This window comes from Leifsonia poae (genome assembly GCF_020009625.1).
Taxonomy (GTDB): Bacteria; Actinomycetota; Actinomycetes; order Actinomycetales; family Microbacteriaceae; genus Leifsonia; species Leifsonia poae_A.
The window spans coordinates 29,578-43,459 of the sequence record NZ_JAIHLP010000002.1 but is presented as its reverse complement, the minus strand read 5'-3'; the positions used below and the strand labels follow the sequence as shown (position 1 = coordinate 43,459).

Here is a 13,882-nt window from a genome sequence, read left to right as displayed (position 1 = left end):
TGGGCGAGTCCCTAACGTACGAAACGGATGATGCAGTGAGCGCAAGCTACCCGGTGATCGCGCCCTCCGCGGCGGAGTGCACGAGCTTGGAGTATTTTGCGAGAACGCCACGGGTATAGCGCGGGGGAAGCGGCGCCCAGCCTTCACGGCGGGCTGTCAGCTCAGACTCGTCGACAAGTAGGTCGAGGGAGCGAGCCGCGATATCGACCCGTATCAGATCACCATCGCGCACGAAGGCGATTGGACCTGCGTCCACCGCTTCGGGTGCTATGTGGCCGATGCAGAGGCCGGTTGTGCCGCCTGAGAATCGTCCGTCTGTCAATAGTAGTACATCCTTGCCGAGGCCCGCTCCCTTGATGGCCGCGGTGATGGCGAGCATCTCGCGCATTCCGGGGCCGCCCTTCGGTCCTTCGTAGCGGATGATCACGACGTCGCCGGCGGCGATCTTGCCGTCGGTGAGCGCATCCATGGCGGCCCGTTCGCGCTCGAACACCCGTGCCGGGCCCTCGAACACCTCGGCGTCGAACCCAGCGGTCTTCACGACGGCGCCTTCGGGAGCGAAGGAGCCCTTGAGGATCGTGATGCCGCCGGTCTCGTGGATGGGGTTGTCGAGCGTGCGCAGCACCTCGCCGTCCGGCGCGGGCGGGTTGATCTCCGCCAGATTCTCCGCCACGGTCTTGCCGGTGACGGTGAGGCAGTCGCCGTGCAGGAGCCCTGCGTCCAGCAGTGCCTTCATGACGACGGGGACCCCGCCGTGACGGTCGACGTCGTTCATGACGTACTTGCCGAACGGCTTCAGGTCGCCGATGTGGGGCACTTTGTCGCCGATGCGGTTGAAGTCGTCGATCGTGAGGTCGACCTCGGCCTCACGGGCGATCGCCAGCAGGTGCAGCACGACATTGGTCGAGCCCCCGAACGCCATCGCGACGGCGATCGCGTTCTCGAACGCCTTCTTCGTGAGGATGTCGCGGGCCGTGATGCCGAGCTTCAACAGGTTGACGACGGCCTCGCCGCTGCGGTGCGCGAAGTAGTCGCGACGGCGGTCGGCCGAGGGCGGCGCTGCCGAACCCGGCAGGCTCATCCCGAGCGCTTCGGCCACGGAGGCCATGGTGTTCGCGGTGTACATGCCGCCGCAGGCGCCCTCGCCCGGGGCGATGGCGCATTCGATGCGCTTGAGGTCTTCCTCGCTCATCTTGCCCGCCTTGCAGGCGCCGACGGCTTCGAAGGAATCGATGATCGTGACGTCTTTCTCGGTGCCGTCCGACAGCTTCACCCAACCGGGTGCGATCGATCCGGCATAGAGGAAGACTGCGGCGAGGTCGAGACGGGCAGCAGCCATCAGCATGCCCGGGAGCGACTTGTCGCAGCCGGCGAGCAGCACGGTGCCGTCGAGGCGCTCGGCCATCATCACCGTCTCGACCGAGTCGGCGATGACTTCGCGGGAGACCAGCGAGAAGTGCATCCCCTCGTGGCCCATCGAAATGCCGTCGGAGACGGAGATGGTGCCGAACTGCAGCGGGTACCCTCCGCCGGAGTGCACGCCCTCTTTGGCGCCCTGGGCCAGACGGTCGAGCGACAGATTGCACGGCGTGATCTCGTTCCACGAACTCGCGATGCCGATCTGCGGCTTCTCCCAGTCCGCGTCGCCCATCCCGACCGCGCGGAGCATTCCGCGGCTGGTGGTGGCTTCGATTCCGTCAGTGACAACGCGCGATCGCGGTTTCCAATCGATGTCTGGCATGGAACCACTCTAGAACCAGCCGGATGCCCTCGTGTTCATACGCGACCCCTCGGCCGTCCCCGGCCCGGCGACCGAGGTCGGAACCCGGCGTCAGCGGTGGGCGGCGCGGGCGTCTGCGAGCAGGGTGAGCAGGGCGGAGATCGCCTTCTCATCGGTGACACGGTACTGCGCCGCGGAATCGCCGTCGCCGACCTTCACACCCACGTCGCCGTCGCCCGGGCGGAGCACTCGGAAGCCGTCTTCGTCGGTCACGTCGTCACCCGCGAACAGCACGGCCGTCGCGCCGGTGTATTCGCGCAGCCGCTCGATCCCGTCACCTTTGTCGGCGCCGCGCACAGAGAACTCGACGATGTCCTTGCCGTCGCGAACGGTGAGGCTCCCGCTGACACCGGCGGCGGCCCGGGATGCGGCGGCCACCACATCCGCACCGGCTCCCGCCTCCAGAAGCCGGTAGTGCACGCCGAACCCGACCGGCTTCACCTCGAGGCGCGTGCCGGGCGTGGCCTCGACGAGCGCACCGAGCACCTCACCCAGGCGGGCGAGGGTGGCACTCTCCTCGGCACTGAGGTCGAGGGAGACACCGTCGCGACCGAACCGGATCTCGACACCGTGCGATCCGATCAGCAAGGCGTCCTCGTCGGCCTCCGTGACGATCTCCAGGCTGGAGAGCGGCCGGCCGGAGACGAAGGCGACCCAGGTCTGCGGCATCCGTTCGAGTCGGGTCAGCGCTGCCGTCGACTCCGGGAGTGCCCGGGCCGCCTTCGGCCTGTCGACGAACGGGGCGAGGGTTCCGTCGAAGTCGAGGGCGATCAGGAGCCGCTCGGCGCCCGCGAGCGTCTTGACGGCGTCGGCGAGCGCGATGGCGCACTCGGTGGAGCTGGGAGGAGCGGTTTCGGTCATGTCACTTTCACAAAAGTCTTGTCGACGGGTGGTGTCGACCGCGGTCGATGTGCGGCCGGTCGGTGCGCGGCTGGTTGGTGGATCAGCGCCGGTTGACGGGGGGATTCTGCAACGGGTGGTCTCCGTGGGCGCTCCGCGTGAGAGCGTCGAGGAACGACGCGGACCATTTGGCCACGTCGTTCGTGAGCACCCGCTTGCGCAGGGCACGCATCCGCCTCGTGCGTTCCCGCTTGGGCATGTCGATCGCCTGCATGATGGAGTCTTTGAGCCCCTCGATGTCGTGCGGGTTGATCAGGAGGGCCTGACGCAGCTCGTCGCTCGCCCCGGCGAATTCGCTGAGCACCAGCACGCCGTCGTCGTCGACGCGCGTGGCCACATACTCTTTGGCGACGAGGTTCATCCCGTCGCGGAGCGCGGTGACGAGCATCACATCGGCAGCCAGGTAGAGCGCCACCATCTCCTCTTTGGGGTAACCGTGGTGCAGGTACGAGACCGCCGTATGACCGAGCGTCGCGTAGTCGCCGTTGATTCGACCGACCGTCAGCTCGATCTCGTCGCGCAGCTGGCGGTAGGTCTCCACGCGTTCCCGGCTGGGGCTCGCCACCTGGATGAGCGCGACATCGTCGACCGAGATCCGGTTCTGGGCGAGCAGCTCGCCGAACGCTTTGAGGCGGTGGCCGATGCCTTTCGTGTAGTCGAGCCGATCGACCCCGAGCATGATCTTGGAGGGGTTGCCGAGCTCTTCGCGAATCTGCCGCGCGCGCTCCTGGATCTCCGGGCGGCGGGCCATCGACTGGTACTGCTCGGCGTCGATCGAGATCGGGAACTGCCGGGCGAGCACCGTGCGGGCGAGCCCGCCGTGACGGTTCGTCGTCACGTGCCGGTGGGAGCCGGCCTCCGGGTCGTCGGTGTCGATCGGAACCTCGATGATGGGGCCGCGGGTCTCGAAACCACGCAGTCGCCGCACGGCCCGCGAGAAGTTGCCGGCGTCGGCGACGCGCTGGAAGCCGATCACGTCGGCGCCGAGCAGGCCGTCGATGATCTGGCGGCGCCACGGCAACTGGGAGTAGATGCCGTAGGGAGGGAAGGGGATGTGGTTGAAGAAGCCGATCACGAGGTCTGGCCGCGCCGCGCGCAGCATCGCGGGAACCAGCTGGAGCTGGTAGTCGTGCACCCAGACGACCGCGCCCTTCGCGGCCTCGCCGGCGGCCGCATCCGCGAAGCGCTGGTTCACGCGTACATAGGCGTCCCACCATTCGCGGTGATAGCTCGGCGGGGCGATCACATCGTGGTACAGGGGCCAGAGCGTGTCGTTCGAGAAGCCTTCGTAGTACTCCTGCAGCTCCTGCTCGCTGAGCCTCACCGGGTGGATGCTGATGCCATCGGCCTCGAACGGCTCGAAATCCTCGTCGGCGACGCCCGCCCAGCCGATCCACACGCCGTCCTCGGCCTGCATCACCGGCTGGAGGGCCGCGACGAGACCGCCGGGAGACGGCCGCCACGACGCGGTGCCGTCGTCATCGGTGACGCGATCGACCGGTAGACGGTTCGAGACGATCAGGAGCTCGTATTCGCCGCCGGTCTGGGTGGCGTCGGGGTTCTTTCGGGGTTCGAGCTGAGCTGAGATGGTGGGTCCTATCCGTCGATGTCGCCGGTTCACGCACTCCTCCCAGGGTACCAGCGTCCCGTTTCCGGCCGTCGGCCCGCCGTTGGTGCGACGGTCATCCGGCGTTCAGGGCGCGTGGCTATGGTGAGCGCGATGATGCGCATCGGCATGAGTACCTCGTGCGTGTATCCGCTTTCGACGGAGCACGCTTTCCGTTTCGCCCGGGAGGCCGGCTACGACGGAGTGGAGGTGATGGTCACCCGCGACGAGGTCACCCAGAATGCCGGTGCCCTTCTCGCACTGTCGGAACGCTACGGGATGCCCCTCCTGTCGGTGCACGCACCGGTCCTGCTCCTCACTCATTTCGTCTGGGGCCGCGACCCGCGGGTGAAGCTGGAGCGGGCCGCCGAACTGGCGGCGGATGTCGGAGCGTCCACCGTCGTCGTGCATCCCCCGTTCCGCTGGCAGTCGGGTTATGCGGAGACCTTCCTCGACATCGTGCGCACCACCGCGCAGCACAGCGGTATCGAGGTGGCAGTGGAGAACATGTTCCCGTGGAAGCTCCACGGACGCTCCCTCGCCGCATACTCCCCCGGCTGGAATCCGCTCGGCATGGACTGCGATGCGGCCACCCTCGACTTCTCCCACGCGTCCTTGAGCGGCGTCGACTCGCTCGAGCTCGCGACCGCTCTCGGGGATCGGCTTCGTCACGTGCACCTGTGCGACGGTTCCGGCACGGCCGACGACGCACGCATCTTCGACGAGCATCTGCTCCCCGGCCGCGGCACCCAGCCTGTGGCCGACGTGTTGCGCCTGCTGAGCTCCCGTCGCTGGTCAGGCTCCATCGTGGCCGAGGTCAACACCCGCAAGGCGCGCACCGACGAGGAACGACTCGGTATGCTGCGCGAGACTCTCGAGTTCGCCCGCGAGCACACAGCGGTCCCCCGGCATCCTCGGCTCTCCCGATCGCGCCGGGCGCTCGCCTCGCTCCGGCCGCTCCGGCGCCCCTGAGGCCGGCCCGGCTCAGCCGGCGACGCCGAGCAGACGCTGAAGTTCGCGGGCGTACTCCCGATAGCCGGCCGCGGTGGGGTGGAACGCCGTCGGCCCGCTTGTGTTGATCCACGGATGAGCGCTGCCGATGCCGTGACCGTCGAAGTCCACATTCACGAAGGTGATCGGCACCCCGTTCGCGCGTTGCTTGTCGACGGCTTGCCTGATCACCTGGTTGAGGCCGATCGTCGCCACGTTGATGGCTGTGGCCGTCCCGAAGTCTTTGGCAGCGGGATCGGTGACCTCGTACAGAGTGGCGTATCCGGTCACCACGATGCGGGCGTGCGGCGCAGCCTTGGCGATCGCCGCATAAAGAAGATCGAGCCGATCGGGCAGCACGTTCAGGAGCGAGAGGGCCGAGGTCAGCTCGGTGCGGCAGGGAACCGATTTGCCGGCGGCGCAGTCGGAGGCGATCTCGGCGACCCCGAGGTCGTTCCCGCCGATGCTCACTGTGACGAGGTCGGTGTCATCGTCGAGGGCGGAGAGTTGGTGCTTCAGCAGGTCGGAGGTCGTCGCTCCGCTGCAGGCCGCGTCGGCGACGAGGTCGATGCCGGCCGCCGTGGCGAATTCGTGCGGGTAGCTGTTGTCGCTCATCACGCATCTGCCCTGCTCGTCTCCGCCGCCCATGCCGGCTGCGAACGAATCGCCGAGCGCCACGTAACGGGTCTCCGACGTCAGGGGCCGGCGCGGAAACGGATCGAGCGTCGGCGTGGGGGTCGGGGTCGCCTCGGCGGTCGCGACGGAGCGCTGCTCGGCCGGCCGGCCGGAGTTCGCCGCCCAGGCGATGGCGCCGGCCCCGGCGAGCGCGCCGACAGCGACAACGGCGATGATCGGGATCACGATTGTTCTGCGTCGCATCCGATCCACGTTACCGGTGCCGACGTGGGGTCGGCTCCGAGACCGCCGAGAACGGGGACACCGGGTCGCGTCGCGTTGCTCGACGCCCCACCCGTCAGATGCGTTCGGTCAGCGCCAGGACGAGCGTGTGGACGCTGGACGAGAGGCGCTCGGAGAATTTGCGGTCATCGTCGGCCAGGAGTGCCCGAGCTTCGGAGTTCGCGCACAGCTCCGCGATCACACGAACGGCTTCCTCCGGCTCGATGGTGAAGCGACGGGATGCGGAGGCGAGCGCTTCGACGACGATCACGGTGAGGTCGCTGAAGAAGCCGTCCTGGTAGTCGAGGAATCCCCGGGCGAGGGCCGGATCGCGCATAGCGAGGAGCAGGAACTCCGATTGGACGAGCCACCACCGGCGGTCGTCCGATTGCAGTTCGAGGACCCGTGTGATGATCTCGATCACATCGTCGTCGCTGACATCGGCGCCGGCCCCGACCACGGGTGCCAGGAATTGTTCGACGCCCGCGTTCAGCTGTTCGATCCGTAGCGTCTTCTCGCGCTCCATGAGGGCGAAGAAGAGCTCTTCCTTCGTGGAGAAGTTGGAGTAGAACGCTCCTCGCGTGAACCCCGCGGCCTCGGTGATCATTTCGACGCTCGCCGCGTGCACGCCGTATTCGGCGAAGATCTCGAACGCGGCATCGAGCAGCCGCGTGCGGGTCCTCTGGCGCCGTGCCGATTCGGCCGGCGCCTCTTCTCTGAGAGCTGACGTGTCCAAGCTGAAACCTTCCTGAATCCAGGAGCAGATACATCAGTGTATCCGATACATTCGAGTATCGGATACGACGGTGTATCGAAACCCTTTCCCTGATGCTGTTGTGTCACCGATACGTAGGAGAACGCGTGTCCTCGATTCTGTATTCGATCGGCCGCTGGGCGTTCCGCGCCCGCAAGCTCGTGATTTCGCTGTGGATCGTCCTCCTCGTCGCACTCGGCGGCGGTGCTGCCCTGTTCAACCAGGGCACCGACAACTCGTTCAGCATCCCGGGAACGGAGTCTCAAGAGGCTCTCGACACGCTCAGCCGCACATTCCCGCAGGTCAGCGGGACCTCGGCGCAGATCATCATCGTGGCCCCGAAAGGCGAGACGGTCCACACCTCCGCCGTCGAACAGCCTGTTGAAGACGCGGTCGCCCGTCTGAAGAAGATCGACGGCGTCTCGGGCGTCACCTCGCCATACGACGACACCGTCAAGGGGTCGATCTCCGACGACGGCTCCGCCGCGATCGTCACCGTGCAGCTCAAAGGCGAGGTCACCACGGTTCCCCAGTCGACGAAGACCGATCTCACCGACGAAGGCGCCGCACTCCAGAAGCAGCTCGCCCCGGGCGCACAGGTCGCCGTCGGCGGCTCCCTGTTCTCCCAGAGCCTGCCGACTCTGAGCGTCACCGAGCTCCTTGGCGTCGGCATCGCGCTCGTGGTCCTCATCCTGACGTTCGGCTCGTTCCTGGCCGCCGGGATGCCCCTGCTCACGGCCCTGCTGGGGGTCGGCCTGTCGATGGCGCTGATCTACGTCGCCACCCTGTTCGGTCCGATCTCATCGACCACCCCGCTACTCGCGCTGATGCTCGGGCTCGCCGTCGGCATCGACTACTCGCTGTTCGTCATCTCCCGGCATCAGAGTCAGCTGAAGGCAGGTGTCGATCCCGAAGAGTCAGCGGCGCGGTCGGTCGCCACGGCCGGTTCGGCCGTGCTGTTCGCGGGCATCACCGTGATCATCGCGCTACTCGGACTCTCGGTGGCCAATATCCCGTTCCTGACCACGATGGGCGTCGCGGCGTCGGCCGCCGTGGCGATCGCCGTGCTGATCTCCCTCACCCTGACACCAGCCCTCCTCGGTTTCGCCGGCGCCCGGATCGCACCGGGTCGCCGCGCCGCGAAACGCGCCGCCCGCACTGCTGCGGCCCTGAACACCGACGGTTCGGTCGACGGCAAAGCGGCGACGACATCGGCCGTGCCTGCAGGCGCCGCCACGACCGCCACCCCGTCGCTCGCCCACGCCGCGAAGGCCGATGTGCCGCCCGGCTTCTTCCGCGGCTGGGTGCGCGCCGTCACCCGCTTCCCGATCGTCACCATCGTCGGCGTCGTCGCCGTTCTCGGCATCGCCTCCATCCCCGCCGCACAGCTGCGGCTCGCCCTTCCCGATGCCGGCTCGCACGCACAAGGCGACCCGGCCCGAGTGACGTACGACCTGATCTCCGAGCATTTCGGACCCGGATACAACGGCCCGCTCATCGTGACCGGCTCGATCATCTCCAGCACCGACCCGGTCGGGCTCATGGACAGGATCGGCGCCGAGATCGCGAAGCTGCCCGGGGTCGCCGCCGTTCCGCTCGCAACGCCGAACCAGACGGCGGACACGGGGATCGTGCAGGTGATCCCCACCACGGGCCCCGACTCCGAGAAGACAGCGCAGCTGGTGTCCGAGATCCGCTCGGAGCATCAGCACTTCCTCGATGAGTTCGGCGTCGACCTCAAGGTCACCGGCGCCACCGCCGTGCAGATCGATGTCTCCGACCGCCTCGGCGGAGCGCTCCTGCCGTTCGGCATCCTGGTGGTCGGCCTCTCGCTGGTGCTGCTGACGATGGTCTTCCGTTCGATCGCCGTGCCCATCAAGGCCGCGCTCGGCTATCTGCTCTCGGTCGGAGCCGCCTTCGGTGCCGTCACCGTCGTCTTCGAGTGGGGCTGGCTCGGGGATGCCCTCAATGTCGCCAAGGAAGGCCCGGTGATCAGCTTCATGCCGATCATCCTGATGGGCGTCCTCTTCGGCCTCGCCATGGACTACGAGGTGTTCCTCGTCAGCCGTATCCGTGAGGACTACGTGCACGGCGGCAACGCCCGGCGCGCGGTGGAGAGCGGGTTCGTCGGCTCGGCCAAGGTGGTGACCGCGGCCGCGATCATCATGATCTCGGTGTTCGCCGCCTTCGTGCCCGAGGGCGACACCTCGATCAAACCGATCGCGCTCGGGCTCGCCGTCGGCGTCTTCGTCGATGCGTTCCTCGTTCGCATGACGCTCGTGCCCGCGGTGCTGAAGCTGCTGGGCGACAAGGCATGGTGGATGCCGCGCTGGCTCGACCGCCTCCTTCCTTCCTTCGACGTGGAGGGCGACGGGCTGCAGAAGGAGCTCGACCTGGCCGATTGGCCGGAGCCCGGCGTGAGGTACATCGCCGCCGCCGACGGGCTGGGGCTCAGCGTCAAGAAGCGGCCCCTGTTCGCCGACGTCACGTTCCGGCTCCGCGACGGCGAGATGCTCGTGGTGCACGGCGGGGACGGCACGGCCGCCTCGGCGCTGCTCCTGGCGATCACCGGGCGCACCAAAACCGAGACGGGCACGCTCAAGACGGCTGGGTTCGTGCTCCCGATCCGGGGCGGCGCCGTTCGGTCGCGCACCGCGGTGGTGAGGTTCCCCGCCACCGAGACACCGGTTGACGATGTGCGTCGTGCACTCCGCGGCGCGCCCGAGCTGCTCGCCCTCGACGGTGTCGACGCGCTCACCGATCCGGTCGAGCGCCGCCGCATCCGGTTCGAGCTCGCCGACGCGTTCAGTCGCGCCCGCATCGACGAACGGCCGTTCGCCCTCGTCGTCGGCTGCGTCGACCCCGGCGGCCTCGACGATCTCCTCCCAGACAGCATCGAACCGACCTCGGTGCTGCTGAGCCCAGTCGGGGACTCCGCCACTGCCCACGCCCACCGCTCCCCCGAAAAGGCGACCGTCTGATGACCACCCCCACCTCTCCGTTCCGCCGTCCGCGTTCGCTGTTCTCCCTCGAACGGATGCGCTCGGAACGGCGCGTCACCTGGCTCACCGTCGTGGGCATCCTGATCGTCCCTCTGGTGATCGGCGGTCTGCTCGTCTGGGCGCTGTGGAACCCCACGGAACGGCTGGACTCGGTCAAGGCCGCCGTGGTGAACCTCGACCAGCCGGTCAAAGTGGGCGAGCAGACCGTCCCCTTGGGGCGTCAGCTCTCCGCCGGCCTGCTCGATCGCAAGAACGACAACTTCGACTGGGTGCTCACCGACCAGTCGGATGCGGCCAGCGGCCTCGCCGATGGCACCTACACCGCGGTCATCACCATTCCGAAGGACTTCTCGAAGGCGGCGACCTCGCCGTCCGGGAAGGCCGCCGACGCTCAGCAGGCCACCATCGATGTGCGCACCGGCGCTGATTCGAAGTTGGTGGACCCTGCGATCAGTCAGGCGGTCACCAGCACAGCGACCTCTGTGCTCAACAAACAGCTGACGTCCACCTATCTGCAGAACGTGTACGTGGGGTTCAACACCCTGCACGACCAGATCGCGAAGGCCGCCGACGGTGCGACCCAGCTCGCCGGCGGAGCCTCGCAGCTCGCCAGCGGAACGCACCAGGTGGCCGACGCCGCCGGGCAGCTGGCGACCGGCGCTTCCGGCCTGTCGTCGGGCGTCTCCCAGCTCGCCGGCGGCGTCTCCGGACTCGCGAGTGGCCTCTCGCAATTGCAGCAGAAGACGAGTGGCCTGCCGACCCAGACGCAACAGCTGTCGGCCGCGAGCGCGGGCGTGCAGAGCGGGGTCGGGCAGGTGGCGAACGGCCTCGCGGCCCTCGAAAAGGTCTGCACCGACGCGCACGGCGTCAACGATGCGACGTGTAAGCAGATCGCCGCGACCGCCCAGTCGATGACGACCGGCAAAGACGGATCCCCCAGCCTGGTGGCCCTCTCAGGCCTCGCCGCACAGGGCACATCACAGCTCGCCTCCGGGATGCCGGCCCTCACCGACGGCATCGCACAGAGCGCCTCGGGCGCTGGGCAGCTCGCCTCCGGCGCCGCCCAGTCCGCTTCCGGCGCCTCCCAGCTTTCCAGCGGCATCGCTCAGCTCAGCTCGGGACTGACACCGCTGGCCTCCGGCGCCGACCAGACCAGCTCGGGTGCGGCCTCGCTCGCCTCCGGACTGGGTGAGGCGGCCGCGAGCCTGCCGAACTACTCCAGCGGCGAGCGCACGAACCTCGCCTCGGTCGTGGCGGAGCCGGTGACGCAGAAGACCGCCACCTCCTCCGGCTTCGGACAGTCGAGCATCCCGCTGTTCGCCTCGGTCGCGCTGTGGTTGGGCGCGCTCGCCACCTTCCTCGTGCTGCAGGCCGTCTCCCGACGGTCACTGCTGACCTCACGCGCCTCCGGACGCATCGCGCTCGACGGGTTCGTCCCCGCGGCCGTCCTCGGCGCCCTGCAGGGTGTGCTCGTCGCCGGGATCATGCAGTTCGCCCTGTCGCTCGACGTCGGCCACTGGTTCGGCTTCGCTGCCATCTCCGCCGCCACCGGTGTCGCCTTCGCCGCCGTCAACCACGGTCTCGTCGCGCTGTTCGCCGGGGTGGGCCGGTTCGTCTCGATGCTGGTCGTGGTGATCACCCTCGCCTCGGGCATCGTGTCGACCGTCCCGGGCATCTTCGACACCGCGGTGGGATTCCTGCCCACCTCCACCGCGATCACCGCGTTGCGGGGCGTCGTCGAGTCGACGGATGGGGTCTGGCGCGGTCTCGGCGGGCTTCTGCTCTGGGCCGCGTTCGGGTTCCTCCTCGCCCTGATCGCCGTCGCGCGCAAACGGGTCGTCCGGGTGACGCAACTGCTCCCGGCCGAGTAGGGCGGCGGGCTCCCGGCTACGTCGCCGCGAGGGCGAGCGTCGCGAGCACGACCGTGACCGGCGCGACGACGACGCCGAGCAGAACGTAGCGGCGCCACGAGACACCCACATCGAGCGAACTCAACCGCTGGTGCCAGAGCAGCGTCGCGAGCGAGGCCCACGGGGTGATCAGCGAGCCGGCGTTGACGCCGATCAGCAGGGCGACGAGCCGTCGCGGTGTGTCGGCCACCGGCTCCAACGCGAGGTAGGCCGGGAGGTTGTCGACGGCGTTGGCACCGAGCATCCCGGTGACCGAGAGCCGGAGCAGCGCGAGCGTCGACTCGCCGGAACCGGACACGGCCGCAAGGAGTGCCCCCAGCCCGACGGCGTGCAGCGCATCAATGAAGAGGAAGAGCCCGGCCGCGAGCACGATCAGCTGCCAGGGGACCAGCGAGGCACGCAGTGCCGTCCGCCGACGGATGGCGAACAGCAGGGAGAGCACGAGCGCCGCGGCCGTGGCCGGGATCCACACCGCGACACCGGAGACGAGAGCCGGGAGCAGCGCCACGACGACGATCGCACTCCCCCAGAACAGCACACCGTCGTCGACGGAATCGCGCGCCTCCGAAACGTATCGCACCAACAGCGAACGACGGAAGACCACCCCGATCGTGACGACCGGCACGACGATCGCCACAGCGGCCGGAGCCACAGTGAGGGCGGCGAACCCGATCGGCGACGGATTCCCCATCGCGTGCTGCGCCAGCAGATTCGTCAGGTTCGACACCGGGAGTAGCAGCGACGCCGTGTTCGCGAGCCAGACGGTCGTGAGGGCGAACGGCAGAGGGCTGAGCCCCGCGTGTCTCGCAAGGACGACGACCACCGGCGTCAGCAGCACGGCGGTCGTGTCGAGCGAGAGGAAGGTCGTACTGACCACCGCGACCGCCACCACCAATAGCCAGAGCACCCACGCGCGGCCCCGGCCCCAGCGGGCCGTCTGCTGGGCAACGGCGGCGAACAGGCCCGCGGCCGCGGCGAGTTCCGTGACGACGGTCACCCCGATCACGAACAGCAAGATCGGCCACACGCGGTCCCAGAGCGCTGCGACATCCGAGGCCGGGAGGATTCCGGTGAGCGCGGCGACGATGCCGAGCAGCAGCAATGCGGCGCCGACGAGCGCTGTTCGCATCCGCATCCTCCCGTGGTGGCTGGTTCGACTGTAACCCGCGGCGTACCCTTCGCATGGCGTGAGCTGTAGCGTTGTCTCGAACCGAAAGGATGCGCATGCGCAAGTTCCTCTTCAACGGCGCGGTGCTCAGCGCCGCCATCGGCCTCTGGTCCACCATCAGGGAGACTCGAAGCGGTGCACGCGATTGGCGCATCGTGCTGATGTGGATCAGCGCGGGCATTTCGTTGGCCATCGCGATCGGCACGGTCGTACAGGAGTCGAAAGAGGCCGAAATCAGCGAGAAATCCCGCTGATCACGCGGCGTGTCCGCCCTTCTCGCGAGCAATCATCGCCCACACTGGAAGCACACAGTGAGGACAACCTGAAAGGGGTTGCGCGATGTTTGGTCGTAGGCGGCACGCCGCCGCAGAACCGGCGGCCCCGGTCCCGCAGTTGAGCGAGGCTCAGATCCTCGGGCTGGTGCATGAGAAGGTCGCCGAGCTCATCGGCGAGCGCGGCGAATGGACTGTTTCGCGCCGCTCCGAAGACGACTCCGACACGATCTTCCATTCCGTGCTCGCACAATCCGTCTCCCTGGGAATCACGGCCGCGATCGTCGATGCGAAGCGTCGCCTCGAGGCGGGCGAGAACCTCGAAGCTCCGGCGGAACGCGCCGAGGCGCAGCATGTGGCCGACCCCGCGGTGGAAGTCGCCGCCGAGACCGTCACGACCCACACCGCGATCGCCGACGGGGAACCCGTCGCCTTCAGCTGGGAGCCCGCACCGATCACCGTCTGGACCGATCTGCGCAAGCCGGTCACCGGCGAGATCCCGACGATCCCCCACCGCGTCGCGGCCTGACACCACTTTTTCGAGCAGCCCCGGACCGACGCCCCCGTCGTTTCCGGGGCTTTTCTGTCGCGGCTGTCGATACG

Annotated in this window: 11 protein-coding genes; 5 read left to right on the top strand and 6 right to left on the bottom strand. The window is 68.2% G+C overall.

The window, feature by feature from the left end; translation table 11 throughout:
• Positions 1-46: 46 nt before the first annotated feature.
• The 3 genes from ilvD to otsA form a co-directional block, all read right to left on the bottom strand.
• Positions 47-1,741 carry a dihydroxy-acid dehydratase gene (ilvD, locus tag K5L49_RS00880; protein WP_223690164.1) on the bottom strand — a complete coding sequence of 565 codons (1,695 nt, stop codon included), beginning with the start codon at positions 1,739-1,741 and terminating at the stop codon, positions 47-49.
• Positions 1,742-1,831: 90 nt separating this feature from the next.
• Complete coding sequence (gene otsB, locus K5L49_RS00875; RefSeq protein ID WP_223690163.1) at positions 1,832-2,641, bottom strand: trehalose-phosphatase; 810 nt, start codon at positions 2,639-2,641, stop codon at positions 1,832-1,834.
• Between the two features lie 82 nt (positions 2,642-2,723).
• Positions 2,724-4,202: an alpha,alpha-trehalose-phosphate synthase (UDP-forming) gene (gene otsA / locus K5L49_RS00870; protein ID WP_263298924.1), complete on the bottom strand. Its 1,479-nt coding sequence runs from the start codon at positions 4,200-4,202 to the stop codon at positions 2,724-2,726.
• Between the two features lie 198 nt (positions 4,203-4,400).
• Here otsA and K5L49_RS00865 point away from each other — a divergent pair, with 198 nt between their 5' ends.
• A complete protein-coding gene (locus K5L49_RS00865; protein WP_223690162.1) occupies positions 4,401-5,258 on the top strand; it encodes a sugar phosphate isomerase/epimerase family protein in 858 nt (285 codons plus the stop codon).
• 12 nt (positions 5,259-5,270) lie between these two features.
• Here the strand turns inward: K5L49_RS00865 and K5L49_RS00860 are convergent, their stop codons facing one another.
• A complete protein-coding gene (locus tag K5L49_RS00860; protein WP_223690161.1) occupies positions 5,271-6,155 on the bottom strand; it encodes an SGNH/GDSL hydrolase family protein in 885 nt (294 codons plus the stop codon).
• A gap of 94 nt (positions 6,156-6,249) precedes the next feature.
• Positions 6,250-6,909 (bottom strand): TetR/AcrR family transcriptional regulator, encoded by a 660-nt coding sequence (locus K5L49_RS00855; RefSeq protein ID WP_223690160.1) that lies wholly within the window; start codon positions 6,907-6,909, stop codon positions 6,250-6,252.
• A 125-nt stretch (positions 6,910-7,034) separates the two neighbouring features.
• Between K5L49_RS00855 and K5L49_RS00850 the strand changes: the two genes are divergently transcribed.
• Entirely contained in the window at positions 7,035-9,908 is a 2,874-nt protein-coding gene (locus K5L49_RS00850) for an MMPL family transporter (RefSeq protein WP_223690159.1), read from the top strand.
• Complete coding sequence (locus K5L49_RS00845; protein ID WP_223690158.1) at positions 9,908-11,800, top strand: YhgE/Pip domain-containing protein; 1,893 nt, start codon at positions 9,908-9,910, stop codon at positions 11,798-11,800. Before K5L49_RS00850 ends, K5L49_RS00845 begins: the two co-directional genes overlap by 1 nt.
• A gap of 16 nt (positions 11,801-11,816) precedes the next feature.
• On the opposite strand, the gene K5L49_RS00840 is transcribed toward K5L49_RS00845, so the two are convergent.
• The gene (locus tag K5L49_RS00840) at positions 11,817-12,968 is read right to left on the bottom strand and encodes an SLC13 family permease (RefSeq protein ID WP_223690157.1); all 1,152 of its coding nucleotides are present in this window, start codon (positions 12,966-12,968) and stop codon (positions 11,817-11,819) included.
• 95 nt (positions 12,969-13,063) lie between these two features.
• On the opposite strand from K5L49_RS00840, the gene K5L49_RS00835 reads away from it, so the two are divergent.
• A complete protein-coding gene (locus K5L49_RS00835; RefSeq protein ID WP_223690156.1) occupies positions 13,064-13,261 on the top strand; it encodes a hypothetical protein in 198 nt (65 codons plus the stop codon).
• Between the two features lie 85 nt (positions 13,262-13,346).
• A complete protein-coding gene (locus K5L49_RS00830) occupies positions 13,347-13,808 on the top strand; it encodes a hypothetical protein (protein WP_223690155.1) in 462 nt (153 codons plus the stop codon).
• Positions 13,809-13,882 lie beyond the last annotated feature (74 nt).

Excerpts from the sequence above, each read along its gene's own strand:
- K5L49_RS00835 (WP_223690156.1), top strand. The coding sequence starts at position 13,064 with ATGCGCAAGTTCCTCTTCAACGGCGCGGTGCTCAGCGCCGCCATCGGC.
- K5L49_RS00860 (WP_223690161.1), bottom strand. The coding sequence starts at position 6,155 with ATGCGACGCAGAACAATCGTGATCCCGATCATCGCCGTTGTCGCTGTC.
- ilvD (WP_223690164.1), bottom strand. The coding sequence starts at position 1,741 with ATGCCAGACATCGATTGGAAACCGCGATCGCGCGTTGTCACTGACGGA.
- K5L49_RS00840 (WP_223690157.1), bottom strand. The coding sequence starts at position 12,968 with ATGCGAACAGCGCTCGTCGGCGCCGCATTGCTGCTGCTCGGCATCGTC.
- K5L49_RS00830 (WP_223690155.1), top strand. The coding sequence starts at position 13,347 with ATGTTTGGTCGTAGGCGGCACGCCGCCGCAGAACCGGCGGCCCCGGTC.
- K5L49_RS00845 (WP_223690158.1), top strand. The coding sequence starts at position 9,908 with ATGACCACCCCCACCTCTCCGTTCCGCCGTCCGCGTTCGCTGTTCTCC.
- otsB (WP_223690163.1), bottom strand. The coding sequence starts at position 2,641 with ATGACCGAAACCGCTCCTCCCAGCTCCACCGAGTGCGCCATCGCGCTC.
- K5L49_RS00865 (WP_223690162.1), top strand. The coding sequence starts at position 4,401 with ATGATGCGCATCGGCATGAGTACCTCGTGCGTGTATCCGCTTTCGACG.